Source organism: Pseudoclavibacter sp. JAI123, from assembly GCF_013409665.1.
Lineage (GTDB): Bacteria > Actinomycetota > Actinomycetes > Actinomycetales > Microbacteriaceae > Pseudoclavibacter.
Window position 1 is genome coordinate 1,549,526 of sequence record NZ_JACCCM010000001.1, and the last position, 23,589, is coordinate 1,573,114.

Sequence of the window (23,589 nt, forward strand, 5' to 3'; positions counted from 1 at the left end):
TTGGATGACAGTCATGAACACGCAGAGCGTCACGAACCTGCCATGGAACGACGGGCAGTGGACCAACGAGCCGGTGTCCGCAGAAGTCGTCGACGGCGACCTCCTCGTCACGGCCGTCGAGGGCAGCGACGCCTGGCGCACAACCTCCTACGGGTTCATCCACGACACCGAGCATGCGCTCCTGCGTGACCTCGAGCAGGATTCCGCCGTCGAGGTGGAGTTCCTCGTCGACTTCAGCGAGCAGTTCGACCAGGCGGGCATCTTCCTGCGGGGCGACGAGACGACGTGGATCAAGGCCGGCATCGAGCTCAGCGACGGGCAGGAGCAGCTGGGTGCGGTCGTGACCAGGGGCGAGTCCGACTGGTCACTCGCACCTGTTCCCGACTGGGGCGGTCGCCGCGTCACGGTGCGGGCGAGCCGCGCCGGCAACGCGGTCATCGTCCGCGCTCGGGTCGATGAGGAGCCGTGGCGGCTCGTCCGCGTTGCGCCGTTGGCGACGGATGCGCGAGTGCAGGCTGGCCCGTTCTGCTGCGCGCCGTCTCGCAGCGGCCTGACCGTGCGCTTCCTGGCCTGGCGCACGACGCCCGCTGACGCCTCGCTGCATCCGTGAGGCTTCGCCGCGGTGGCGATCGCGGCAGCGGGGGCCGGCTCCGGCCAGACCGCCGCTAGCCGCTCAGCGCTTGACCCTGAGATCGGAAACCTGAGATCGGAATCCGGAGCTCTGAGCCTCTACCCCGCGAGTTCGAGGGACAGCGCGAAGATCTGGGTCCAGGACTCCTCGCCGTGCTCGAGCTCAGGGCGGCGCTCGAAGCCGAGCTGCTCGAGGAGGCGCTGCATGGCGACGTTCTCCTCGGCGACGTACGTGTCGATGCCCGTCGCGAGGTGCAGGTCGGCCCACGTGATGGCAGCCCGCGTCACCCGGGTGCCGATGCCGTTGCCGCGCAGCTCTGGCGCGACCCAGAGCTCATCGAAGACCAGCTCGGCGCCGACTCCGTCGAGGTCGCCTGAGAGGGTGGCGGTGGCGACGACTCGTGTGCCGTCGAAGGGAATGGCGTGGAACTCCACGCGGTCGGCGCTGGCTCGGGTGGTGGTCACACGGACGGCGTTGCCGATCGACGTGTGCAGCCCGAGGCTCATTGCGGCGCCAGCCTGCCCGTCTCGACGCGCTGCTGGCACATGAAGTTCAGGCCTGTAGTCGTGTGTGTCATCTTCATGCTCCTTCCACGGTCGGGGTAGATCAGTCAGCTGCCCGCCGCGAGACGGGCTGCTGCTTGTGGTGGGTACCGTACGCCTCACTTCACGAGGTGCGCATCCAGTGTTTCGCCAGAAGTCCTCCGGTGTCCAAGCAGGGTCGCCCGGTCGATAAGAGCAACGATTCGTCCCTCGGAGAGGACGCTCGCGAGGGCCCAGTCCGCCTGCGCTCGTGCGAGGTGTGCGGCTGCGGAATCGACGATCGCCCCGATGCCGATTCTCGGCGGGGCGGGGTGAGTGAGCTCCTCGAGCCTCGTCGACGCGGCGAACTCGCCGTTGTCGAGCCCATGGGCAATGCGCCGCAGCGTGAGCACGCCGAGCACGTCGCCGGGGGAGAGCGGATGCTCACCCGCCGATCTCTCTTCGACGACCAACACCGGAACGCCTTCGGGGATTCCGCGTGCCTCCAGCACGCCGCGAGCAGTGTCAGCCTGCAGGTGCTTCGTGAGCCTCGGAACGCCGGAGGGGTCGAGCGGACCGATCGCCTCGCGGACGCTCTCACCACCCCGGTTTCCTGCCGGAGCTTCATCCTGGAAGCCCTGCGTCGTGAGCCAGGCATCGTCGAAGTACGTCGTCAGGTAGTTGCGACCCGAGTCAGGGATGAAGACCACGATCAGGTCGTCGGGCCCGAGCCGCGAGGCGACCCGGAGTGCCGCCGCGATCGCCAGGCCAGCCGAACCACCGATGAGGAGGCCCTCCTCTCGGGCGACCCGCCGTGCCGCGGCGATCGATTCGGCGTCGCTGACGCGGACGAACTCGTCCACGACGCCTGCGTCGAACGTCGTCGGCCACGGGTCGGCGACCCCCTCGGCGTGCACCGCACGGCCGGTGCCCTCGATCACCCGTGAGCTGCCGTCGCCGCCAGAGTAGAGCGAGCTCTGCGGGTCGGCGCCGATGATCTTCACGGCGCCGGCGCTGAGGTCCTTGAGCGTGCGTCCGGTTCCGGAGATCGTTCCGCCCGTGCCGATCGGGGCGACGAAGTGCGTCACGGCGCCCTCGGTGTCGCGCCAGATCTCGGGAGCCGTGCTCTCGACGTGGGCGCGTGGATTGGAGGGGTTGTCGAACTGGGTGGCAAGCCACGCTCCCGGTGTCTCCTCGACAAACGCCGACGCCAGCGAATGCGCACTGCGCGGATGCGACTTCGGCAGGTACTCGCTCACGAGCCGCAGCTTGGCGCCATACGCCACCAGGATGCGCCGCTTCTCCTCGGCGATGAACGCCGACGTGAAGATCACGGCCTTGTAGCCGAGGTGCGCCGCGACGAGTGCGATGCCGATGCCCGTGTTCCCGCTTGTCGTCTCCACAACCGTGCCGCCGGGGGTGAGCAGCCCCTCTTCCTCGGCCCGCCGGATCATCCAGAGCGCCGCCCGGTCCTTGCTGCTCCCACCCGGATTCTGGAAGTCGAGTTTCGCGTAGATGCGGGGCGCGACTGTCCGGTCGAGGTGTGGCAGCCGAACGAGCGGGGTGCCGCCGATGGTGTCGAGGAGACTCTCGTACTTCGTCATGGTGCAAGGTAGGCGCAGGCACAGCACATTCCGGCCGCGTGTTGCCGAACAAGTCCCCGTCGAACACACGGTGAAGAAACATTGCCGCGCGCGGGGCGGGACACCCGCCGTGCTTCCTATCCTGCAAGGCATGACTCACGAGAACCCGCCGTTTGCCATCGCCGTCGAGGCGGGCAGCGAAGGCGTCAGCCCGACGCGCATCCGCGCAGCAATCTCCGCGATCGAGCGCTTCGGAGTGACGATCGCGACCTTCGAGGACGTCGGCTTCGCCGACCTTCGTCCGGAGGCACCGCGACTGGATGCGATCACACAGGCAGCGTTCGCGGCTCCGCTCTCGGGAGCAACAGGCCTGGTGCCCCTCGTTCGCGTCTCGGCCGTCGAGCCCTTCCACCTCGCGACGCAGCTGGCGACCCTCGACTACGCGTCGCACGGGCGCGCTGGCTGGATCGGCGAGGTCGACGGCGGCGCACTCGAAGCGGCGGCCTTCGATCGCGCCCCGCTCGACGGGCCGGGAGTTCGCCGCACCGAGCTCGACGACACCATCGAGGTGCTCGGCCGCCTCTGGGACTCGTGGGAGGACGACGCCGTCATCCGCGACGTCGAGACGGGTCGCTACCTCGACCGCGACAAGCTGCACTACGCCGACTTCGAAGGGGCGCGCTTCAGCGTGAAGGGCCCCTCGATCATCCCGCGTCCGCACCAGGGGCTGCTCCCGACGTTCGCCGTCTACGGCTCCGCCGCACCGGAGCTCGTCGACGTCGCGCTCATCCGCGAGCGCACGCTCCTCGAAGCGAGCGCCGCGGTCGGGCAAGCCGATGCGCAGGGCATCGCGCGAACGATCGTGGAGGTCGAGGTGGCGCTCGACTCGCGCGGGCACGCCGCGAGCGAGCGCTTCGGCAACCGGCCAGCCGACGTCGAACCGGCGGGGCGCATTCACTACTCGGGTGACGCCGCTGGCCTCGTCGAGCTCATCACCGAGATCGCATCGTTCGCGAACGGCGTGAGGCTGCTCCCGGTCGACTTCGACGAGGACGTGCAGGAGCTCGGCCGCGCCGTGCTTCCCGCCCTGCGCCGCACCGGCGTCTTCACCTCGCCTCGAGTCGGCGAGCACCTGCGGGACGCCCTCGGGTTCGCGCACCCCGCCAACCGCTACGCCGCCCAGGCCATCTGACCCGCGAAGGACAACCACGATGACACAGCACAGCACGGGTGAGAACCCGCCTTCGAACGCTCCGGACGCGGGCCAGATCCAGTTCGGCGTCTTCTTCCAGGGCGTGAACTCGACGACCATCTGGTCGAGCGAGCAGAGCGGGTCGCAGACGGAGTTCGAGTCGTTCCGGCGTATCGCGCAGACCGCGGAGCGCGGCCTGTTCTCCGCGTTCTTCCTCGGTGAGGGCCTGCGCCTGCGCGAGCACCTCGGCAAGATCCACGACAACGACGTGGCCGGGCGTCCGGACGGCATCACTCAGCTCGCGGCACTGGCACCGCTCACGGAGAAGATCGGCCTCGTCGCGACGCAGAACACGACCTACAACGAGCCAGCCGACCTCGCATACCGCCTCGCGAGCCTCGACCTCCTCAGCGAGGGCCGCGCAGCCTGGAACATCGTCACCACCGACAACGCGTGGACCGGCGCCAACTTCCGACGCGGCGGACACCTCGCGCACGAGCACCGCTACGACCGTGCTGCCGAGTTCGTGCGTGCCGCGAAGGCACTGTGGGCGAACCAGGGCGGAGTCGACTTCGACGGCGAGTTCATCCGCTTCGTCTCCGATCGTGTCCTCCCGAAGAGCCCGCAGTCGAGGCCAGTGCTGTTCCAGGCCGGCGACTCGAGCCAGGGGCGTGACTTCGGGGCCGAGCACGCCGATGTCATCTTCTCAGCGCATCCCGAGCTGGAAGGGGCCACGGCGTTCGCGGCCGACCTCCGCGAGCGTCTCACCAAGTTCGGTCGAGCCCGGAACGAACTCGCGTTCTTCCCCGGTGCCTCCATCATCGTCGCTGCGACGCCGAAGGAGGCCGAGGAGAAGGCCCGCTGGGTGCGCCAGCACCAGATCTCGCCGTCGACCTCGCTGCGCTACCTCGAGCAGTTCTGGGGCAAGGATCTCTCGCACCTCGACCCTGACGGCCCGCTGCCGGTGGAGGACCCGGTGGTCGCGGTCACCGACGGAACCCGCGGCAGCGCGTTCCAGAATGCGAAGGCGCTGGAGCTCGCTCAGCAGTGGCGGGAGAAGTCGGAGGCGCTTGGCTTGTCGATCCGCGAGTTCGTCATCCACCTCTCGTCGCAGCGGGGCTTCGTGGGTGGTGTCGACGAGGTCGCCGACACCCTCACCGAGCTGGCCCGCAGCGGCGCGGTCACCGGCATCAACCTGACCCCGTACCTCGTGCCCTCGGGTCTCGACGACATCGTCGACGAGCTCATCCCGGCCCTCCAGGAACGTGGCTCGTACCGCACCGAGTACCCCGGCACGACGCTGCGCGAGAACCTCGGGCTTCCCGCCGTCACGTCGAACCTGGTGCCGGCGAGCGTCTGAGCGTGACGAGCTTCGAGGAGGTCGACGCCCGCTCCCTGGCCGAGCTCAGGGAAGCGGGTGTCGGCTCCTCGAAGTGGGACACTTTCCCTGACGCCATCGGCAGCTTCATCGCCGAGTCCGACTACGGCACGGCCCCAGCGGTGCGACGCGTCGTCGCGGAACAGCTCGAGCGGCAGAGCTTCGGATACGTCACGAAGGCCGCGAGGGCTGAGCTCGGGGATGCGCTGAGCGAGTGGATGCTGGACCGCTACGCCTGGCGGGTCGCTCCAGAATCGATCGGTGTGCTGCCTGAGGTGCTCACGAGCCTCGAGCTCACGATCGACCACTACACGCGTCCAGGTTCTGCGGTCATCCTGCCGACACCCACCTACATGCCGTTCTTCACGCTGCCCGTCGACCACGGCAGGGAGGTCGTAGAGACGCCGCTCCTGCAGGGAGGGGAAGGCAAGTGGGGCTTCGATTACGAGGCCATCGACCGCGCCTTCGCGGACGGGGCAGGCCTGCTGGTCCTCTCGAACCCGTCGAACCCGACCGGGACGGTCTTCACCCGCGAGCAGCTGCTACCGCTCGTCGACATCGTCGACCGGCACGGCGGCCGCGTCTGGTCGGACGAGATCCACGCGCCGCTCATCTTCGACGGCCTGCGCCACGTGCCGTACGCCGCTCTCTCCGACGCCGCCTCGAACCACACGGTCACGGCCACCTCGGCCTCGAAGGGCTGGAACATCGCCGGCCTCAAAGCGTCGCAGATCATCTTCTCGAATGAGCGCGACCTCGAGACGTGGCAGCGCATCCAGCGCTGGCCGAGCCATACGGCGGGCACCCTCGGGGTCCTCGCCTCGACGGCCGCGTATCGGGAGGGACGTGACTGGCTGGATGCGCTTGTCGTGCACCTCGGCGGCACCCGCCGCCAGCTGTCGGCTCTCGTCGCTGAGCACCTGCCAGGCGTCGGCTACGTGGAACCCGACGCGAGCTATCTGGCGTGGCTCGACTTCCGCGGAGCGCTCACCTCCTCGGCCGCGGGAAGTCGCGAGGGCGCGGGGCCCGCGCGGCTCGGCCGGCGCGCGCGCACCGAGGCTGGGGTCGCGGCGACCGACGGCCTGCTGTGCGGTGCGCACTTCGACGGGTGGCTGCGCATCAACTTCGCGACCGCGAGGCCGATCCTCGCCGAAACCCTGCGCCGTCTCGAGAACCTGCTCTGACCGGCAGGTAGGCCCTGGCGTGCGAGCGTGCTCTGACCAGTGAGCGTGCCCCGAGCTTTACCCCGTGTGTCCGCGCGAGGCGATCGTTTCCTCGCGCAACGGGTTCTGAATCCCGGTGTCAGAGGCGGCTGTGAGGGCCTCGTCGTCCGTGGTCTGGTGGTGCAACACATCCGCACCACCAGCACGGAACAGGGGATCCGCTCATGGCACACATCACGCAGAACTTCGTCGATCTCATCGGTCACACGCCGCTCTTCGAGCTGCACCGCTACCGCGATGCCCGCCAGCTGCCCGGACGCATTGTCGCCAAGCTCGAACAGTTCAACCCCGCCGGCAGCGTCAAGGATCGCATCGCGTGGGGCATCATCCGCGACGCCGAGGAGCGAGGAGCGCTGAAGCCGGGTGATCTCATCGTCGACATCACGAGCGGGAACACCGGCGTGGCCCTCGCCGCCATCGCGGCATCCCGCGGCTACCGCACGAAGTTCTACCTGAGCGACAACATCGCCAAGGAGAAGCTGCGTCTCATCCACGCGCTCGGCTCCGAGATCGTGCTCATCCCGAACCTGTTCTTCGTCGACCCCGAGGCACTCGAGAAGGTGACGACGCGCATTCAGGAGGAGAACCCGGACGCGTACTTCACGAACCAGCTCGGCAACCCCGCCAACCCGCGCACCCACCTCACGACCACCGGTCCGGAGATCTGGGCCGATACCGACGGCGAGATCGACGTGCTCGTCGGCGGAGTCGGCACCGGCGGAACGCTCAACGGCTCAGGCACGTTCCTCAAGTCGCTCAAGCCCGAGCTGCGCATCGTCGTCGCCGAGCCGGGCCTCGCCTCGATCCCGTCCGAGGAGGTGCCGTACCCGGCGGAGATCGACGGCGTGCACAAAGTCACCGACGTCGAAGCCGAGCAGCTGCCAGACAACTACAACGGGGCCATCGTCGACGAGGTCGTGGCTCTCGAGACCCAGGACGCGTTCCAGACGTCACGAGAACTGGCCCGGGAGGAGGGGCTTGTCATCGGAACGTCGGCTGGCGCGATCCTCTACGCGGCCACCCGCATCGCCGAGCGGGAGGAGAACCGCGACAAGCTCATCGTCGCCGTCTTCCCTGATGCGGGGGAACGGTACTTCTCCGGCGAGAACTTCGCGCAGCCGGTCACTACCGCCTACAAGGTCGAGTTCGCTCCCGTCCTCGCCTGACCCGCCGCGCGCGCCACCCACCACGCTTTCCACGACGAAGACGACAGAAGGAAACTCACGATGACCAACGAGTCCATCCCGCCGCAAGAACCCGGCGAAACCGATGCCGACCAGCAGCCGCCAGCCGGGTAGCAGGCTGGCGAGCACCCCACCCTCGGTGAGACGCAGACTCCACCGCCGACGGTCCTCCCGAGCGGCGCAACCGTCGAGGCGGCGGCGGAAGACCCGGACGCCCCCAAGAGAGTCTCGCGGCGCACGCTCATCACGGCGTCTGCCTTCGGCGCGGTTGCCGTCGCGGGCGCAACCTGGGCCGGCTTCCAGTTCTTCGCCCCCAAGACACTGTCCGCTGATGGCGCGGTCGGCACCGTCACGAACTCGTGGGCCGACCGGCAGCTCGACGTGATCCTCGGCAGCGGAGTGTGCGAAGCGCCGCAGCACATCGCCTTCGAGAAAGGGCTCTGGGAGCAGGCGGGCCTCAACGTGCAACTCAAGAAGGCGGGCGCAGAGGAGGATACGCAGGCGGCCGTCGGCTCCGGCAAGTACGCGGCGACCAACGGCATCTTCTTCTCCTGGCTCGGCCCCATCTACAACGGCGTCGACGTCAAGCTCTCAACCGGACTCCACCAGGGCTGCCTGCGACTCGTCGTGCCGACGGACGGCCCCATCACCGAGGTCGAGCAGCTCAAGGGGAAGAAGATCGGCGTCTCCAGCCTGCAGGGATCGGCGACCAACTTCTTCGCGCTCGACCTGCTCGATGCCGGCATCTCCTCCGATCCAGCCCACAAGCAGGTCGAGTGGGTCGTCATCGAGAACGACCTCCTTCCTGAGGCGCTCGCCAAGGGACAGGTCGATGCGATCGCTGCAAGCGACCCCATCGCGCTCAAGGCGACGTACGACGGATCCGCCTACGAGCTGACCAACAACCGGCAGGGCGCCAACGCGCAGGAGTTCTGCTGTGCCATCGCCATCAACGGGCAGTTCGTGCGCGAGGACCCGGTGACGGCCCGGAAGTTTGTGACCGCATGGGCTGAGGGAAGCCGCTGGGTCGGGGCGAACCTCGAGGAGACGGCGCGCATCCAGTCGGAAAAGAACTACGTGGCGGCGTCGGCTGCGGATATCCTCCCGCAGCTGCAGAGCTACGGTTTCGAACCGAGCTCCAACAAGCTGCGCGACGCTCTTGTGCCCGGCATCGAGAAGTTCAAGAAGACGGGCTTCCTCAAGGAATCGGCCGACGCGTCCACCCTCGCCGACCGCGTGTTCGTCGACCTCGACCTGAACTGGTGAGCGCAGCATGACCGCCACGATCCATCGCTCGGACGGGGGACATCCGCCCGGTCGGCCAGCGCAAGACCAGGGGTCGGGGGCCGAGGTGTTGGCGGGTCGGGCCACCGGCACCAAGTCCGCCGCCGACACCGCGAGCGCCACGCGAGCCGAGATCGAGCTGCGGCTCGCGCAGACGCACAAACCGGAGACGGTGAAGCACGGGCTCGTGATCGCGGGCATCGTGAGCTGGGCGGCGTTTGCCGCAGCAACGCTGGCATTGCCTGACCGCACTGATGTCGTGGTGGAGGCGACGGGCCTCACCGGTACGCTCGGCGCCCTGGTCGCGCTTGCCTGGGCGCTCTCCTACGGCCTCTCGTTCACGAGCTCGCGCGCAGCGAAGAGCCTGCGGCAGCGGCTGTCGACGGGAGTGCCGTGGCTGCTTGCGACGGGTCTGTGGTTCCTGACCTGGGAGCTCACGACGGCGAAGTCGACGGCGCTGCCGCGCCCGTACTTCACTCCACCGCAGCAGGTCCTCGGCATCCTCATCGAGGACCGGGTGATCCTCGCTGAGAGCGTTGGCAATTCCCTGCTGCTGCTCACGATCGGGCTGGTCATCGGTCTCCTCGCCGGCCTCGTCACTGGCGTGACCTCCGGCTGGTCGAAGACGTTCAACTACTGGCAGAACCCGTTCCTGCAGATCTTCGGGCCGCTGCCGTCCGTGGCGTGGACGGCGATCGTGTTCGTTGTCTTCCCCACGGCCTATGCCGCGGCCGTATTTCTCATCGCCGTGAGCGTCTGGTTCCCCGTCGCAGTGCTCACGAGGGCAGGCATCATCGGCATCCCTCGCAGCTACTACGACGTTGCGCAGACGCTCGGAGCGAGCCGCGCGTCGCTCATCACGCGGGTTGCGCTTCCTGGCGCGCTGCCCGATATCCTCACCGGCCTCTTCATGGCGCTTGGCGTCTCGTTCGTCTCGCTCACGGTGGCCGAGAACTTCGGCGTGCAGTCCGGTATCGGCTGGTACATCAACTGGCAGAAGGGGTGGGGCGACTACACGTCGGTGTACGCGGGCATCCTCGTGCTCGTTGCGCTCTGCTCCGGCCTCCTCGCGTTCCTCGGCGTGGTCCGGGCGCGCCTCCTCAGATGGCAGAAGGGACTCACCAGATGGTGACCACTACCAAAGTGACGGGCTCGGCAGTCGACATCGTCGAGGTCACGCACGCATTTGCAACCGACGACGGGCCGCTGCAGGTGCTCGACAACATCTCGATCTCCGCGAAGCCCGGTTCATTCACGGCGCTCGTCGGCCCTTCGGGGTGCGGCAAATCGACCCTCCTGCGTCTCCTAGCCGGGCTCGATAGAAGCCTCATCGGCGCGACCTACGTTGACGGCAGGCCGGTCACCGGTCCTGACCCCGAACGGGCAGTCGTCTTCCAAGACCCGACGCTCCTGCCGTGGCGAACCGTGCGCAAGAACATCGGCTTCGGGCCCGACGTGCGCGGCACCGCGAAAGAACAAGCGGCACGCGTGCAGGAGTCGCTCGAACTGGTCGGCCTCGGCGAGTTCGCCGATGCCTGGCCGTCGCAGCTCTCGGGAGGCATGGCGCAGCGCGTAGCCCTCGCGAGGGCACTGGTGAGCGAGCCGTCGCTCCTGCTCCTGGACGAGCCGCTCGGCAAGCTCGACGCGCTCACGAGACGAACCCTGCAGGGCGAGCTGCTCACTCTGTGGGAGCGGCAGCGGTACACGGCCTTCCTGGTCACCCACGACGTCAATGAGGCGCTCCTCCTCGCCGACCGCGTCATCGTCTTCACACCCCGCCCGGCCCGCATCGCGGGGGTCTTCGAGGTGAGCGATGAGGTGGGGGAGGCGAGGCCACGTGATCAGTCCTCGCCGGAGTTCCTCCGTATCCGCGGCGAGATCCTCGATCTCATCGACGCAGGAGACACGCTGTGAGCGGGAGGCAGTCCGTGAGCGGGAGAAGCGCCGTGAACGCAAGACGTGGTGTGCAGCGGATGCTCGCGCTCGGGGCCACGGGCCTCACGGCTGCTGTCCTCCTGGTCTCGGTCGGGACCGCGGGCCCGGCCTCGGCGCACGTCACCGCGAGCATCGACGACCCCACGCCGGGCGCGTACACGCTCCTCACCTTCAACGCTCCAACCGAGTCGGCGACCGCGAGAACAAACCGCCTCGAGATCGACTTCCCCACCGATACTCCGATCACCTCCGTGCGCAGCGTCCCAGTTCCCGGTTGGAACGCCGAGGTCATCCGCGAGCCGCTGCCCGAGCCCGTCGACAACGGGCACGGCGGAGAGATCTCCGAGGCTGTGGCGCGCGTCGTTTGGACAAGCGTGGGCGACACGTCAGCGGTAGGTCCAGGCCAGACGGGGCTCTTCATTCTCTCGATCGGGCCGCTCCCAGACGCGGAGTCCGTCTCCTTTCCCACCGTGCAGGGGTACACGGACGGGTCGGAGGTCGCGTGGACGCAGCTCTCCCAGGCGGGCGTCGATACGGAGCGCCCCGCTCCGACGATCCAGATCGGCACGGACACGGACACGGACACGGGCGCGGGGTCCGGCTCAGGCGCCGGTGCCGGTGCGGATGAAGCTGCGGGCGATGACGAGGAACCCGCCGGTCTCACGGGAACGCTCGCATCCGGTGCCGGTGCCGCGGCCGACGCCGAGGGACTGCTCGCCTCTCCGTGGATCGCAGTGGGCGGGGCTGCGCTCGGCGCGGTTGGCTTCGTGCTCGGGCTCCTCGCGTTCCTCACTGCTCGGCGCAGCGCTCGAGCACGGTGACCGCGACCCTGAGAAAGGCCGGGCTCTGGGCAGCCGGCCTCGTCATCACGCTTGCCCTGTTGCTCCTGCCCGTCGAGACGGCGTCGGCTCACTCGTACCTGGTCGAGTCGTCGCCGAGCAACGGCTCGAGCGTCGACGTGCAGCCCGAGGAGGTGGTCGTCACGCTCTCCGAGGCCTTCACGCTCGCCTCCCCGTCCGGGGCGGTGAGCGTGCTCGACGAGCACGGCGAGCGAGTCGATGAGGGGCGCGAACGGATCGTCGGCGATGGCACTGAGCTGCGCATTCCGCTCCCCAGCGGCTTGCCGGACGGCGTCTACCTCGTGAACTGGTCGATCGTCGCGGCCGACAGCCACGTCATGGGCGGCTCCATCCAGTTCGGGCTCGGCGTCCCTGCCACGCTCGTGGATGCCGCCGCTGAGCCGACCGGATCGGCGGTGCTCTCGGCTGGACTTGGACTCCTCAAGGCGCTGCTCTACGCCGGACTCGTGCTGGCGGTCGGGGTTCCGCTCGCGGCGCGGGTGCTCGCCGTTGCGGGAACGAGACTGCGGCGCCTCGACGGCATCGCCTCTATCGCGGCGGGGGCACTCATCGTCGTCAGCCTCGCGCAGCTGCTCGTGCAGTTCGCGTGGATCCGCTCGGCGCTGGACGGCGTGCCGCCGCCGGCGCCCGTCGACGTGCTGGCCTTCCTCGGCAGCACCTATGCGTTCGCGATCTGGCTCCGCCTCATCGTGCTCGCAGCGCTCTGGCTGCTGCTGTCGAACGCCTCTCGAGTATCCAGCCGCGCGGGCGGTCAGGCCACCCTCGGTGCGTCGGCGGGCATCGACACCCCCGATGAGTCTTCCTCCACGTCCGCCTCGGTGCATGACGCGCGCTTGATATGGAGCGGCATCCTGCTCAGTGGCATAGTGGCGGCCGCGAGCACCGCCATGACCGGTCACGGCGGTGTTGACCTGCTTCGTCTCATCCCGGCGACGGTGCACGGCTTCGCGGCGATCTTCTGGTTGGGCGGGCTCGTCGTGCTCGTGTTCGCCGTCGCGACGCGCAGGCTCGACGAATCTACGGTGTCCGCCCTCGGGCGCTGGTCGCTGCTCGCTGGCGTCAGCGTCGCGCTGCTTGTGCTGACGGGGGCCGTGCAGTCGGTCTGGCAGGTCGGCTACCTCGGTGCGACCTGGTCGACGCCGTACGGGCGAGTGCTGCTGTTCAAGCTCGCACTTGTTGTCGTCGCGGTGCTCGCAGCCCTTGGGGCCTGGTTCTGGACCCGTCGGCGTGCCGCTCAGGAAGCGGGGCGCCCTCAGCCAGGGCAGACGCGCCGTTTTCGCCGTCGAGTCTCCCTTGAGGCGACCTCAGGTCTCGCCATCCTCGTCGTGTCGGGCCTGCTGAGCAGCATGACACCCGCCGCCTCCGACTATCGGCCCGTGGTGCAGGGCACGAGCGACCTCGGCGCCTACGACATCGAGGTCGCGATCGAGAACAGCCGGGTCGGCTCGCAGACAGTGCGACTCCTCGTGGAGGGAACAAGCGGGGACGTGCCCATGCCGGACAGCGTGACGGCGCGGCTCTCGTCTGCCGAGGCCGGGGTCGCGAGCATCGAGGTCGAGTTCCCGTTCCGCAGCACCTTGCCGGTCGGACCCGACGAGGCGATTCCAGTGCAGTACCAGTCGCTGCCCGTCAACGTGCCCCTCGACGGCACGTGGGAACTCGAGATCCAGGTCGTCGAGAGCGAACGACGCGAGCACGTTGCCCGCGTCGCCTACGAGGTCGTCCCCTGAGGGAGACACAAGGGCTGGCCGCTTTCGCTGCCTGCGTGACCTCATGCAACGTCCGATAGCGCACATCCACGCCGCTTCGCCCAGGATGGTGGGATGACTTCGCTTCGCGACGAGACAGTGGCCCTCCTGCAGCAGCTCATCCGCGCCGAGACCGTCAACGACGGCGCGCTCGACTCCGGCAACGAGTGGCGCGCGGCTGCGGTGCTCGAGGAGTTCTTCGAAGGCAGTGGCGTCGAGCTGACGCGCGTCGAGCCGTTTCCCGGCCGCGTCTCGGTCGTCGCGAGGCTCTCTGGCACCGACCCTGACGCTGAGTCGCTTGCACTCGTCGGTCACACCGATGTCGTCCCCGTCAAGGCGACCGACTGGGTGCATCCGCCGCATTCGGGCGAGCTCATCGACGGCGAAGTGTGGGGCCGAGGCGCCGTCGACATGCTCTTCCTCACCGCCTCGTACGCGGTCATCTTCAAGCGGCTCGCCGTCAGCGGCTTCGCGCCAACCGGCGACCTCGTCTTCGCCGCGGTCGCCGACGAAGAGCAGGGCAGCAGAGCCGGCGTCGGCTGGTTCTCCGAGAACGACTGGGCGACGATCGCTGCAGACAACGTGCTCACCGAGTGGGGAGGCGCCAGGCTCGGTGGAGTCGGCAGCACCGCCATCACGGTGGGCGTCGGGGAGAAAGGAGCGGCGCCTCGGCGTATCGTCGTGCGCGGTGACGCGGCGCACGCGTCCGCACCGTGGGGCCGATCGAACGCGGCTGTCACGGTGGCCGAGGTCATCGACCGCCTGCAGGCCGGCGCCCCGAAGCCCCGCATCAGTGAGCAGTGGATCGAGACGCTCGCCGCTCTCGACCTGCCCGCCGAGCTCAGCGCTCGCCTCGCCGACCCGGAGACGATCGACGACGCCATCGACGAGCTGAGCGCGCATCCCGATCTCGGCGAACTCGCCCCGTTTGTGCACGCCTGGACCCACACGACCGTCGCCGTCACGATCGTCGAGGCTGGGTCGAAGGTCAACGTCATCCCCGACAGCGGTTCGATCTCACTCGACATCCGGGTGCTGCCCGGCGTCACCGAGGATGACGTCGAAGCGCACCTGGCGGCGGTCGCGGCCGAGTTCCCCGGCCTTGTGAGCGTCGAAGGAGACTGGTTCTCGCCGGCGAACGAGTCAGCCACGACAACTCGTCTGTACGCGAAGATCGAGGAGACGCTCGCCGAGTTCGTGCCAGGCGCGAAGCCCGCGCCCATCCTCGGGGTCGGCGGTTCCGACGCGCGCTTCTACCGGCTGCACGGCGGAAACGCGTTCGGCTTCGGCATCCTCAGCCCGGAGCTGACCTTCTCCGTTGCGCGCAACCGCTTCCACTCCGCCAACGAGCGTCTCGACCTCGAGTCCATCGACCTCACCGTGCGCGGTCTCGACCACCTCGTCAGGAACTTCCTCTCCACACCCGCTTGACCTTGACGCTGCGTCAACTTCTACAGTCGTTCCCGAGCGGTTCGCATCTTCCGGTGAACGGGGGAGCCGCTCACACGATCTGAGCGAGAGGATGCGGTCATGGAGTGGTCGATCGGCGAGGTCGCGAAGCGATCAGGTGTGACCTCACGCACGCTGCGGCACTACGAGAGCATCGGCCTCCTGCTGCCGAGCAGCACCGGCACGAACGGGTACCGCTACTACGACGAGGCCGCCCTGGTGCGGTTGCAGCGCATCCTGCTCCTGCGGGAACTCGGGGTCGGCCTGTCGGCGGTCGCGGATGCGCTGGCCGGGCGAGGCGACGACGTCGCGGCGCTCGAGACGCACCTCGGCTGGCTGCACGGCGAACGTAGCCGCATCACGACGCAGATCGGCTCGGTGAGCGCAACGCTCGCCGCGCTCAAGGGAAAGGAGAAGCTCATGCCTGAGCAGATGTTCGAAGGATTCGACCACACGCAGCACAAGGCGGAGGTGGAGGAGCGCTGGGGTGCCAAGGCGTACGCCGATGGCGACAAGTGGTGGCGTGGTCTCGGTGAGGACGGCAAGAAGGGGTTCCTGGAGGAGCAGGCGCGGATCCAGGATGCGTTCAGCGCGGCCCAGACTGCAGGCCTCGGCCCAGAGAGCGACGAGGCGCAGGCGGCGGCGGCCCGCCAGTTCGACTGGGTCAAGGCCGGTTGGAACGGGAAGGCCCCGAGCGCGGAGGCGTTCACGGGTCTCGGCGAGATGTATGTCGCAGATGAGCGGTTCGGCAAGAACTACACGCGCGTGCACGCCACGGGCGCCGAGTTCGTGCGCGACGCGATGCGCGTCTACGCCGAGCGCAACCTCGCGTAGGGCGAGTGCCGGCCCCGCGAGCTGCCGCAAAGGGTCGCCATTCGTCGCGAATGGCGGCCCTTTGCGGCAACTCGCGAGGTGTCTCGGAGGGGCGAGCTCAGGCTACGCCTCGAGCACCTCGGACAGCTCGAGCCAACGTTCCTCGAGGGCATCCACCTCGGCCGCAAGTGCCTGGCGCTTCGCGGTGATGACGCCGAGCCCTTCGTAGTCGCCCTGGTCGTGGGCGGCGAGATCCGCGTCGACCTTCTTCATCGACTGCTCGATCTTCTGGATCTTCCTCGAGATGCCCTGCACCTCCTTCTCGGCGGTGCGGCGGTCCGCGCCACCGATCGACAGGCCGGAGGCGCTGGGGGCGGCGGCCGACGACGGACCGCTGCCAGCCGCATCCGTCGTGCTGGAGAGCGTGGCGGGGGCTGAGCCCTTGAGGCTGTTCGAGCGCAGCTCGAGGTACTGGTCGACGCCGCCGGGGAGGTGGCGGAGGCCGCCATCCCACACCGCGTACTGCTGGTCGGTGACGCGCTCGAGCAGGTACCGGTCGTGCGAGACGACGAGGAGGGTGCCAGGCCACGTGTCGAGGAGGTCCTCCATGGCGGCGAGCATGTCGGTGTCGAGGTCGTTGGTGGGCTCGTCGAGGATGAGCACGTTCGGCTCGTCGAGCAGGATGAGGAGCAGCTGCAGGCGGCGGCGCTGGCCACCCGAGAGGTCCTTGACGGGGGTCTGCAGCTGGGTGGTCGTGAAGCCGAGGCGCTCGAGCAGCTGCGACGGCGTCATCTCCTTGCCGCCGGACACGTAGCTAGACTTCTGGCGGGCGACGACCTCGCGGACGCGGTCGTTCTGGTGCTCGTCGAGCTCGGCGAGGCGCTGCGAGAGGGTTGCGATCTTGACGGTCTTGCCGCGCTTGACCTTGCCGCTCGTGGGCTCGAGCGTGCCGGCGACGAGATTGAGCAGGGTCGACTTGCCGGCGCCGTTGACGCCGAGGATGCCGGTGCGCTCGCCGGGCGCGATGCGCCACTCGATGTCGCGCAGCACTTCCTTGTCGCCGAAGGTCACGCCCACGTCGAGGAGGTCGACGACGTCCTTGCCGAGGCGGGCGGTCGCGAGCTGGGACAGCTCGACGGGGTTGCGGACGGGCGGCTCGTCCTCGATGAGCTGCGTGGCCGCCTCGATGCGGAACTTCGGCTTCGCCGTGCGGGCGGGGGCGCCGCGGCGCAGCCAGGCGAGCTCCTTGCGCATGAGGTTCTGGCGCTTCGACTCGATGGCGGCGGACTGGCGGTCGCGTTCGACGCGTTGCAGGATGTACGCCGCGTAGCCGCCCTCGAACGGGTCGAGCACGCGGTCGTGCACCTCCCACGTGGTCTGGCACACCGCATCCAGGAACCACCGGTCGTGGGTGACGACCACGAGCCCGCCCTGGTTCTTCGACCAGCGGGAGTTGAGGTGCCCCGCGAGCCATGCGATGCCCTCGACGTCGAGGTGGTTGGTGGGCTCGTCGAGCATGATGATGTCGTCGTCGCCGATGAGCAGGGCGGCGAGGGCGACGCGCCGCTGCTGTCCGCCGGAGAGGTCGCCGATCTTGTCGGTCCACTCGAGGTCGCCGGCGAGGCCGTTGACGACGTCGCGGATCTTCGCGTCGGAGGCCCAGTCGTGGTCGTCCATGTCGCCGACGATGGCCTGCTTGACGGTGAGCTCGGGGTCGAGGGTGTCGGCCTGGTCGAGCATCCCGACGCGCACGCCGCGGCGCCGCGTGACCTTGCCGCCGTCTGGCTGGATGCGGTCGGCGAGCAGCTTGAGGAGGGTCGACTTGCCGTCGCCGTTGCGCCCGACGATGCCGATGCGGTCGCCCTCTTGGATGCCGACGGAGACGCTGTCGAAGACGACTCGGGTCGGGAACTCGAGGTGGAGCGCTTCCGCGCCGAGGAGATGGGCCATCAGACCAGCTTAAGGCCGGGGTGGCCCGGCGCCCGCCGAGAAAGGGGGGGCGGAGCTCAGTGCGCCGGGTCGTCCATGCGCAGCGAGAGTGTGCGCAGGGCAGTGGCCAGGTCGTCGCGGGTCTCCAGATCGAGCTCGGCGAGCAGCTCGCGCTCAGCGGCGACGAGGCGGGTGAGGGCCTCGTCGACGAGGTCGCGCCCGTCGACGGTCATGGTGACGAGGATGCCGCGCCCATCATTGGGGTCGACCTCGCGGGTGACGAGGCCGCGGCCCACGAGCCGGTCGATGCGGTTCGTCATGGTGCCGCTCGAGACGAGGTTCGAGGCGAGCAGGTGCTTGGGGCTGAGGCGGTGCGGGGATCCGGCGCGGCGCAGGGCCGAGAGGACATCGAACTCCCAGAGCTCGAGGCCCGTCTCGGCGAAGGCCGCCTTGCGGAGGGCGTCGAGCTGCTTCGCGATGCGCTTCACGCGGGAGAAGATGCGCAGCGGGTCGACGTCGAGATCCGGGCGCTCCCGCGACCAGTCGCGCACGATCGTGTCGACGGTGTCGACCGGATGCGCGGCATGCACGGGGCGGCCGCCCGCGTTCAGCTCACCCGCGTCGCGCGAGAAGTCGCGCTGCTGAGCTGCACGTCCGGGGGCATCCATACCCCCATTATGGCGAGTCCCGCGGTCCGGGGGCGACGCGCCGACGGGGAGCACGGCCACCGCCGAGCACTCGCGGGGTCTCCCGCCTACGAGTTGGGGTGGTGGGCATCCACTTCACGCTTCGTCACGACGAGCCCCGTCTCGGCATTGACGGGCGCCGACGTGTGCTCGTGCGCAATGGCCCACTCGCCCTTGTGCCGCACGAGCGCCCACGTGAGTCGGTTGTCCATCCATTCGAGCTCACCCTCGGGGCTGTGCCACGAGTAGCGCACGTAGCTCTCCACGACGATGACGTCGTGGTCGCCGTATGCGCGCAGGTCGGTGAACGTCGCGGAGTGCGTGCCCGACCCGATGGAGTCGAACCATTCGCCGATCGAGTCCCCCCAGGTGCCGGCCCCCTCGTGGGACCAGGTGCTCCACAGGTCGAAGACCCGGACGTCTGGTGCGTAGAGCGACATGATCGCGGTCTTGTCGCGCCCCGTGACGGCGGCCGAGTACGTGTCGGTGAATCGATTCGCGACGGCGAGGGCTTCGGACATGACGCCTCCTTGGGTCTTGTGATCCGCCAGTCTGGCGCACTCACCTCCACACCACCACCGTGGCAAGCGCGCGGCCCTCCCGGTTCTGGCACAATTGGCGAGTGCGCGCGTGAGCGGGCACGTTCCTCCTTGGTGTAACGGCAGCACGACAGCCTTTGGAGCTGTTAGGTCCAGGTTCGAATCCTGGGGGAGGAGCGGCGCGGGGGTGCTGCATGCCACCGTGGACCGTGATGGCGTTCGCATCGCGGCGCCCACAACGAGGAGGATCTGTGACCGATCGAGAACTCGCAATCGTCATCCTGGCGGCTGGCCAGGGAACACGGATGCGCTCGAGCACCCCGAAGGTGCTGCACCGACTCGGAGGCATTCCCCTCGTCGGGCACGTGCTGCACACCGCCGCCGAGCTCGGCCCTGCGCACACCGTCACCGTGGTGCGCCACGATCGTGACCGCGTCGTCTCAGCCATCCAGGACCTGGCTCCAGACACGCAGTTCGCGGACCAGGACGACGTTCCCGGCACTGGGCGGGCACTCGAGGTGGGTCTTGAGTCGCTGCCCGCGGACTTCGACGGTGTCGTCGTCGTCCTCTCCGGCGACGTGCCTCTTCTCGACTCGGGCACGATCGCCCGCATGGTCGAGCAGCACCGTCACGCGAAGAACCAGCTCACCCTCCTGAGCGCCTTCGTGCAGGAGCCGGCAGGCTTCGGGCGCATCGTCCGCTCGTCCGGCGGCGACTTCGACGAGATCGTCGAGCACAAGGACGCGAGTGAGGAGCTGCTGCGCATCTCCGAGATCAACGCGGGCGTGTACGCGTTCGACGCTCGCACGGTCCGTCAGGTGCTGAGCCGCATCGACGACTCGAACTCGCAGCGCGAGAAGTACCTCACCGACGCGGCGAAGCTCATCAAGGCGGATGCGGGGCGCATTGAGGCGATCGCCGTCACCGACCCGGAGATCGTGCAGGGCATCAACGACCGGGTGCAGCTCGCGGAGGCTCAGCGCTACTACAACGCTCGGCAGATCCGGCACTGGCAGCTCGAGGGCGTCACCGTGCACGACCCGGCGACGACCGTCATCGAGGGCAACGTGTCGCTCGGGCGCGACGTGGAGCTGCTGCCTGGCACGCAGCTGCGCGGGGCGACCTCGGTCGCCGACGGCGCCATCATCGGGCCTGACACCACGCTCATCGACTGCGAGGTCGGCGAGGGGGCCGTCGTGAAGCGCACCGACGCGACGCTGAGCGTCATCGGGGCCGGCGCATCCGTCGGGCCGTGGGCCTACCTGCGCCCGAACACGATCCTGGGTGCCGGCGGCAAGATCGGCACGTTCGTGGAGACGAAGAACGCGCAGATCGGCGACGGCTCGAAGGTGCCGCACCTCTCCTACATCGGCGACACCGAGGTCGGCGTCAACTCGAACGTCGGAGCCGGCACGATCACCGCGAACTACGACGGCGTGAACAAGCACCGGACGACCGTTGGCGACAACGTGCGCTCCGGCTCGCACAACGTCTTCGTCGCCCCGGTTAGGATTGGCGACGGCGCTTACACCGGGGCTGGGACGGTGGTCCGCAAGGACGTCCCAGCGGGTGCACTCGCCATCAACGTCGCACCTCAGCGCAACGCCGAGGGGTGGGTGCTCAAGAACCGAGCAGGCACCGCTGCGGCCGAGGCCGCTGAGGCTGCCTCGTCGCGCGAATCAGAACCGAACGCGTAACAACAGAGCAAGCACAGGAAACGGGCGGTACAGCGTGTCTGGCATCATCACCTCCACTGAGAAACGACTTGTTCTCGTCTCCGGCAGGGCTCATCCCGAGCTGGCCGAAGCAGTCGCGGCAGAACTCGGCATCGAGCTCGGGGAGACCGAGTCGCGCACCTTCGCGAACGGCGAGATCTACGCTCGCTACGGGGAGAGCATGCGAGGGGCCGACGTGTTCGTGCTCCAGTCGCATTGCCCGCCGATCAACGAGTGGCTGATGGAGCAGCTCATCATGCTCGACGCGCTCAAGCGTGCGTCGGCGAAGCGCATCACGGTCGTGGCTCCCTTCTACCCGTATGCGCGTCAGGACAAGAAGGGTCGCGGCCGTGAGCCGATCTCGGCCCGCCTCGTCGCCGACCTCTTCAAGGCCGCTGGTGCCGACCGCATCATGTCGGTCGACCTGCACGCGCCGCAGGTGCAGGGCTTCTTCGACGGCCCGGTCGACCACCTGTTCGCCATGCCGGTGCTGCTCGAGCACTTCCGTCAGAAGCTCGACCCGGCGACGCTCACCGTCGTGTCGCCCGACATGGGTCGCGTGCGCGTCGCCGACGTCTGGAGCGACCAGCTGGATGCGCCGCTCGCGATCATCCACAAGCGCCGTGACCCGAAGGTCGCGAACCAGGTGAGCGTGCACGAGATCGTCGGTGACGTCGAGGGCCGCGTGTGCCTGCTCGTCGACGACCTCATCGACACCGGTGGAACCATCGTCAAGGCCGCGGAGGCTCTCAAGGCCGCCGGCGCGATCGGTGTCGTGGTCGCCGCGACGCACGCCGTCTTCTCGCACCCGGCCGTCGAGCGTCTCAGCTCGGATGCCATCGACGAGGTCGTCGTCACCGACACGCTGCCGCTCCCGCCCGAGAAGCGCTTCGACAAGCTCACGATCCTGCCGATCGCGCCGACTCTCGCTCGCGCGATCACCGAGGTCTTCACGGACGGCTCGGTCACGTCGATGTTCGACGGCGCCGCGTAAGCGGACGAGCCTCCAGAACGCAGAGGCGCCCCGGCAGAACCACTCGGTTCGGCCGGGGCGTCCGGCGGTTGTGTGAGCCGACGCTGCAGTCTGGCTACCGGAGGCGTTCGAGGGGGTTCTCCTCGAGCTTGCGGAGCAGCCCGCCGTCGACGAGCCTGCGGGCCGAGGTCGTCGGCTTTCGCGACGCCTGGTCGGTGACGCAGGCTCCGAACTCCGCCGCGAGGGTGCCGCGCGGATGCGCCGCGAGCACTCCCCGCAGGAACGCCTCGGGCAGTGCGTCGGGTTGGCTGCCCGTGATGTCGAGGCCGGTGGCGCGCTCGAGCAGGTACCCCTCGAGGTCGAGGTCGGGGTCGACACTCGGCCAGTTGTGCCGCACGATGACGTCGAGAACGCGGCGGCGACGCTCGGCTGGCCACCCGGCGCCGGTTGTCAGGGCGACGGCGACGTGCCCGCCCGCGTGCTCGTAGGAGACGGTGTGGTTGTCGTACTCGGTCACCGTTCCGATGTCGTGCAGGACGGCGGCCACGTAGAGGAGCTCGTGGTCGATGCCCGTGCGGCTCTCGGCCGCCGCGATGCCCTCGGCCCACAGCCACGACCGCAGGGCATGCGCGGTGATGGCGGCCGACTGGTATTCGGTGGCCAGCTCGAGGGCACCACGAGCGGCGACGGTGTTTGGCACGGGGAAGTCGACGATCAGCATGGCCAACTGTCGCACAGTGGGAGGCCCGCGCCGTGAAGGGCTGTCACTCTTGCCGAGAGGGGCCCGTCCGATGACTTGGCGTCATCGGACGGGCCCCGCCGTGGTGCTCAGCCGGTGGTGGCTACGCGGAGAGTCGCGGGTAGTCGGTGTATCCGACCGCGCTGTCGCCGTAGAAGGTCGCCGGGTTCGGCTCGTTCTCGGGGTGCTCGCCGAGCCAGCGCTCGACGAGGTCGGGGTTGGCGATCGCGAGGCGACCGACGGCGACGGCGTCGGCGTTGCCCTCCTTGACGAGGTTGACGGCTTCCTCGCGGGTGGTGACGCGGCTGAAGCCGCTGTTCGCGATGAAGGCGCCGCCGAAGCGTGCACGCAGGTCCTGCACGAGCTCGCCCTCGGGGTCGCTATGGAGCACGCTCAGGTAGGCGAGGCCGAGGGGTGCGAGGCCGTCGGCGACGGCGTCGTAGGTCGCGCGCACGTCGGCGTCGTCGGTCTCTACGACGTCCTGGATGTTGTGGGCGGGCGAGAGGCGCAGGCCCACGCGGCCGGCCCCGATCGCTTCCGCGACGGCCGCGGTGACCTCGACCACGAAGCGAGCGCGCGCCTCGGGGGAGCCGCCGTACTCGTCGGTGCGCTGGTTGGATACGGGGGACAGGAACTCGTGGAGCAGATACCCGTTGGCGCCGTGGATCTCGACGCCGTCGAGGCCCGCCTCGATGGCGCGGCGGGCCGCATCCACGAACTCCTCGCGAACGTCGGCGAGCTCGGCCGTCGTGAGCGCGTGGGGGACCGGGTACGGCTGCTTGCCGTTGGGGGTGCGCACCTCGCCGTCGATCGCGATGGCGCTGGGGGCGACGATGCGGGACGTGCCCGTGATGTCGGGGTGCGAGACGCGTCCGCCGTTCATGATCTGCATGACGATGCGGCCACCCTTGGCGTGCACGGCTTCGGCGACTCGGCGCCACCCTTCGGTCTGCTCGGGGGTGACGATGCCCGGCTGGCCGGGGTAGGAGCGAGACTCGGCGCTCGGGTACGTGCCCTCGGTGATGATGAGGCCCAGGCTGGCGCGCTGCGCGTAGTGCTCCGCCACAAGCTCACCCGGTACACCCTCCGCGCTCGCACGTGTGCGAGTCAGCGGCGCCATGACGACGCGGTTGGCGAGCTGGATGTCGCCGAGGGTCAAAGGAGAGAAGAGGTCCACTGATAGTGCCTTTCGGATCGGGGGCTGAGC

21 protein-coding genes and 1 tRNA gene are annotated in these 23,589 nt (G+C 68.8%); 15 read left to right on the forward strand and 7 right to left on the reverse strand.

Annotated features, from left to right (window positions below; genetic code table 11):
- Window positions 1-13: 13 nt before the first annotated feature.
- Window positions 14-610: a DUF1349 domain-containing protein gene (locus HDC34_RS07310; protein ID WP_179556397.1), complete on the forward strand. Its 597-nt coding sequence runs from the start codon at window positions 14-16 to the stop codon at window positions 608-610.
- A gap of 119 nt (window positions 611-729) precedes the next feature.
- On the opposite strand, the gene HDC34_RS07315 is transcribed toward HDC34_RS07310, so the two are convergent.
- Window positions 730-1,137 carry an N-acetyltransferase gene (locus tag HDC34_RS07315; protein WP_179556398.1) on the reverse strand — a complete coding sequence of 136 codons (408 nt, stop codon included), beginning with the start codon at window positions 1,135-1,137 and terminating at the stop codon, window positions 730-732.
- 155 nt (window positions 1,138-1,292) lie between these two features.
- Entirely contained in the window at window positions 1,293-2,756 is a 1,464-nt protein-coding gene (locus tag HDC34_RS07320; protein WP_179556399.1) for a PLP-dependent cysteine synthase family protein, read from the reverse strand.
- A 130-nt stretch (window positions 2,757-2,886) separates the two neighbouring features.
- Here HDC34_RS07320 and HDC34_RS07325 point away from each other — a divergent pair, with 130 nt between their 5' ends.
- The 11 genes from HDC34_RS07325 to HDC34_RS07375 all read left to right on the forward strand — a co-directional run bounded on the left by HDC34_RS07325 (window position 2,887) and on the right by HDC34_RS07375 (window position 15,822).
- Window positions 2,887-3,927, forward strand: a complete 1,041-nt coding sequence (locus tag HDC34_RS07325; protein WP_179556400.1) for an LLM class flavin-dependent oxidoreductase — start codon at window positions 2,887-2,889, stop codon at window positions 3,925-3,927.
- Between the two features lie 19 nt (window positions 3,928-3,946).
- A complete protein-coding gene (locus HDC34_RS07330) occupies window positions 3,947-5,287 on the forward strand; it encodes an LLM class flavin-dependent oxidoreductase (RefSeq protein WP_179556401.1) in 1,341 nt (446 codons plus the stop codon).
- A 2-nt stretch (window positions 5,288-5,289) separates the two neighbouring features.
- Window positions 5,290-6,489: a MalY/PatB family protein gene (locus HDC34_RS07335; protein ID WP_179556402.1), complete on the forward strand. Its 1,200-nt coding sequence runs from the start codon at window positions 5,290-5,292 to the stop codon at window positions 6,487-6,489.
- A gap of 203 nt (window positions 6,490-6,692) precedes the next feature.
- Window positions 6,693-7,694: a PLP-dependent cysteine synthase family protein gene (locus HDC34_RS07340; RefSeq protein ID WP_179556403.1), complete on the forward strand. Its 1,002-nt coding sequence runs from the start codon at window positions 6,693-6,695 to the stop codon at window positions 7,692-7,694.
- A gap of 399 nt (window positions 7,695-8,093) precedes the next feature.
- The gene (locus tag HDC34_RS07345; RefSeq protein WP_218854917.1) at window positions 8,094-8,978 is read left to right on the forward strand and encodes an ABC transporter substrate-binding protein; all 885 of its coding nucleotides are present in this window, start codon (window positions 8,094-8,096) and stop codon (window positions 8,976-8,978) included.
- Window positions 8,979-8,985: 7 nt separating this feature from the next.
- Window positions 8,986-10,128 carry an ABC transporter permease gene (locus HDC34_RS07350; RefSeq protein ID WP_179556404.1) on the forward strand — a complete coding sequence of 381 codons (1,143 nt, stop codon included), beginning with the start codon at window positions 8,986-8,988 and terminating at the stop codon, window positions 10,126-10,128.
- Entirely contained in the window at window positions 10,122-10,910 is a 789-nt protein-coding gene (locus HDC34_RS07355) for an ABC transporter ATP-binding protein (RefSeq protein WP_218854918.1), read from the forward strand. Before HDC34_RS07350 ends, HDC34_RS07355 begins: the two co-directional genes overlap by 7 nt.
- Window positions 10,911-10,942: 32 nt before the next feature.
- Window positions 10,943-11,752, forward strand: a complete 810-nt coding sequence (locus tag HDC34_RS07360) for a YcnI family protein (protein ID WP_179556406.1) — start codon at window positions 10,943-10,945, stop codon at window positions 11,750-11,752.
- Complete coding sequence (locus HDC34_RS07365) at window positions 11,749-13,521, forward strand: copper resistance protein CopC (protein WP_179556407.1); 1,773 nt, start codon at window positions 11,749-11,751, stop codon at window positions 13,519-13,521. The genes HDC34_RS07360 and HDC34_RS07365 overlap by 4 nt, the downstream gene beginning before the upstream one ends.
- A gap of 93 nt (window positions 13,522-13,614) precedes the next feature.
- Window positions 13,615-14,970, forward strand: coding sequence for a M20/M25/M40 family metallo-hydrolase (locus tag HDC34_RS07370; RefSeq protein WP_179556408.1), 1,356 nt, complete (start codon window positions 13,615-13,617; stop codon window positions 14,968-14,970).
- Between the two features lie 99 nt (window positions 14,971-15,069).
- Window positions 15,070-15,822, forward strand: a complete 753-nt coding sequence (locus tag HDC34_RS07375) for a MerR family transcriptional regulator (RefSeq protein WP_179556409.1) — start codon at window positions 15,070-15,072, stop codon at window positions 15,820-15,822.
- A gap of 102 nt (window positions 15,823-15,924) precedes the next feature.
- On the opposite strand, the gene HDC34_RS07380 is transcribed toward HDC34_RS07375, so the two are convergent.
- The 3 genes from HDC34_RS07380 to HDC34_RS07390 all read right to left on the reverse strand — a co-directional run bounded on the left by HDC34_RS07380 (window position 15,925) and on the right by HDC34_RS07390 (window position 18,937).
- Window positions 15,925-17,751, reverse strand: a complete 1,827-nt coding sequence (locus tag HDC34_RS07380) for an ABC-F family ATP-binding cassette domain-containing protein (protein ID WP_179556410.1) — start codon at window positions 17,749-17,751, stop codon at window positions 15,925-15,927.
- 56 nt (window positions 17,752-17,807) lie between these two features.
- On the reverse strand, window positions 17,808-18,398 hold the full coding sequence (locus HDC34_RS07385) for a MarR family winged helix-turn-helix transcriptional regulator (RefSeq protein WP_179556411.1): 591 nt from the start codon (window positions 18,396-18,398) through the stop codon (window positions 17,808-17,810).
- Window positions 18,399-18,484: 86 nt separating this feature from the next.
- A complete protein-coding gene (locus HDC34_RS07390; protein WP_179556412.1) occupies window positions 18,485-18,937 on the reverse strand; it encodes a nuclear transport factor 2 family protein in 453 nt (150 codons plus the stop codon).
- Window positions 18,938-19,060: 123 nt separating this feature from the next.
- On the opposite strand from HDC34_RS07390, the gene HDC34_RS07395 reads away from it, so the two are divergent.
- The 3 genes from HDC34_RS07395 (at window position 19,061) to HDC34_RS07405 (ending at window position 21,664) form a co-directional block, all read left to right on the forward strand.
- Window positions 19,061-19,132 (forward strand) — tRNA-Gln (locus HDC34_RS07395).
- Between the two features lie 74 nt (window positions 19,133-19,206).
- On the forward strand, window positions 19,207-20,652 hold the full coding sequence (gene glmU, locus HDC34_RS07400) for a bifunctional UDP-N-acetylglucosamine diphosphorylase/glucosamine-1-phosphate N-acetyltransferase GlmU (RefSeq protein ID WP_179556413.1): 1,446 nt from the start codon (window positions 19,207-19,209) through the stop codon (window positions 20,650-20,652).
- Window positions 20,653-20,686: 34 nt separating this feature from the next.
- A complete protein-coding gene (locus HDC34_RS07405) occupies window positions 20,687-21,664 on the forward strand; it encodes a ribose-phosphate diphosphokinase (protein WP_104312382.1) in 978 nt (325 codons plus the stop codon).
- 94 nt (window positions 21,665-21,758) lie between these two features.
- On the opposite strand, the gene HDC34_RS07410 is transcribed toward HDC34_RS07405, so the two are convergent.
- The gene (locus HDC34_RS07410) at window positions 21,759-22,364 is read right to left on the reverse strand and encodes an HD domain-containing protein (RefSeq protein ID WP_179556414.1); all 606 of its coding nucleotides are present in this window, start codon (window positions 22,362-22,364) and stop codon (window positions 21,759-21,761) included.
- A gap of 121 nt (window positions 22,365-22,485) precedes the next feature.
- Complete coding sequence (locus HDC34_RS07415) at window positions 22,486-23,559, reverse strand: alkene reductase (protein ID WP_179556415.1); 1,074 nt, start codon at window positions 23,557-23,559, stop codon at window positions 22,486-22,488.
- Window positions 23,560-23,589: the final 30 nt, after the last annotated feature.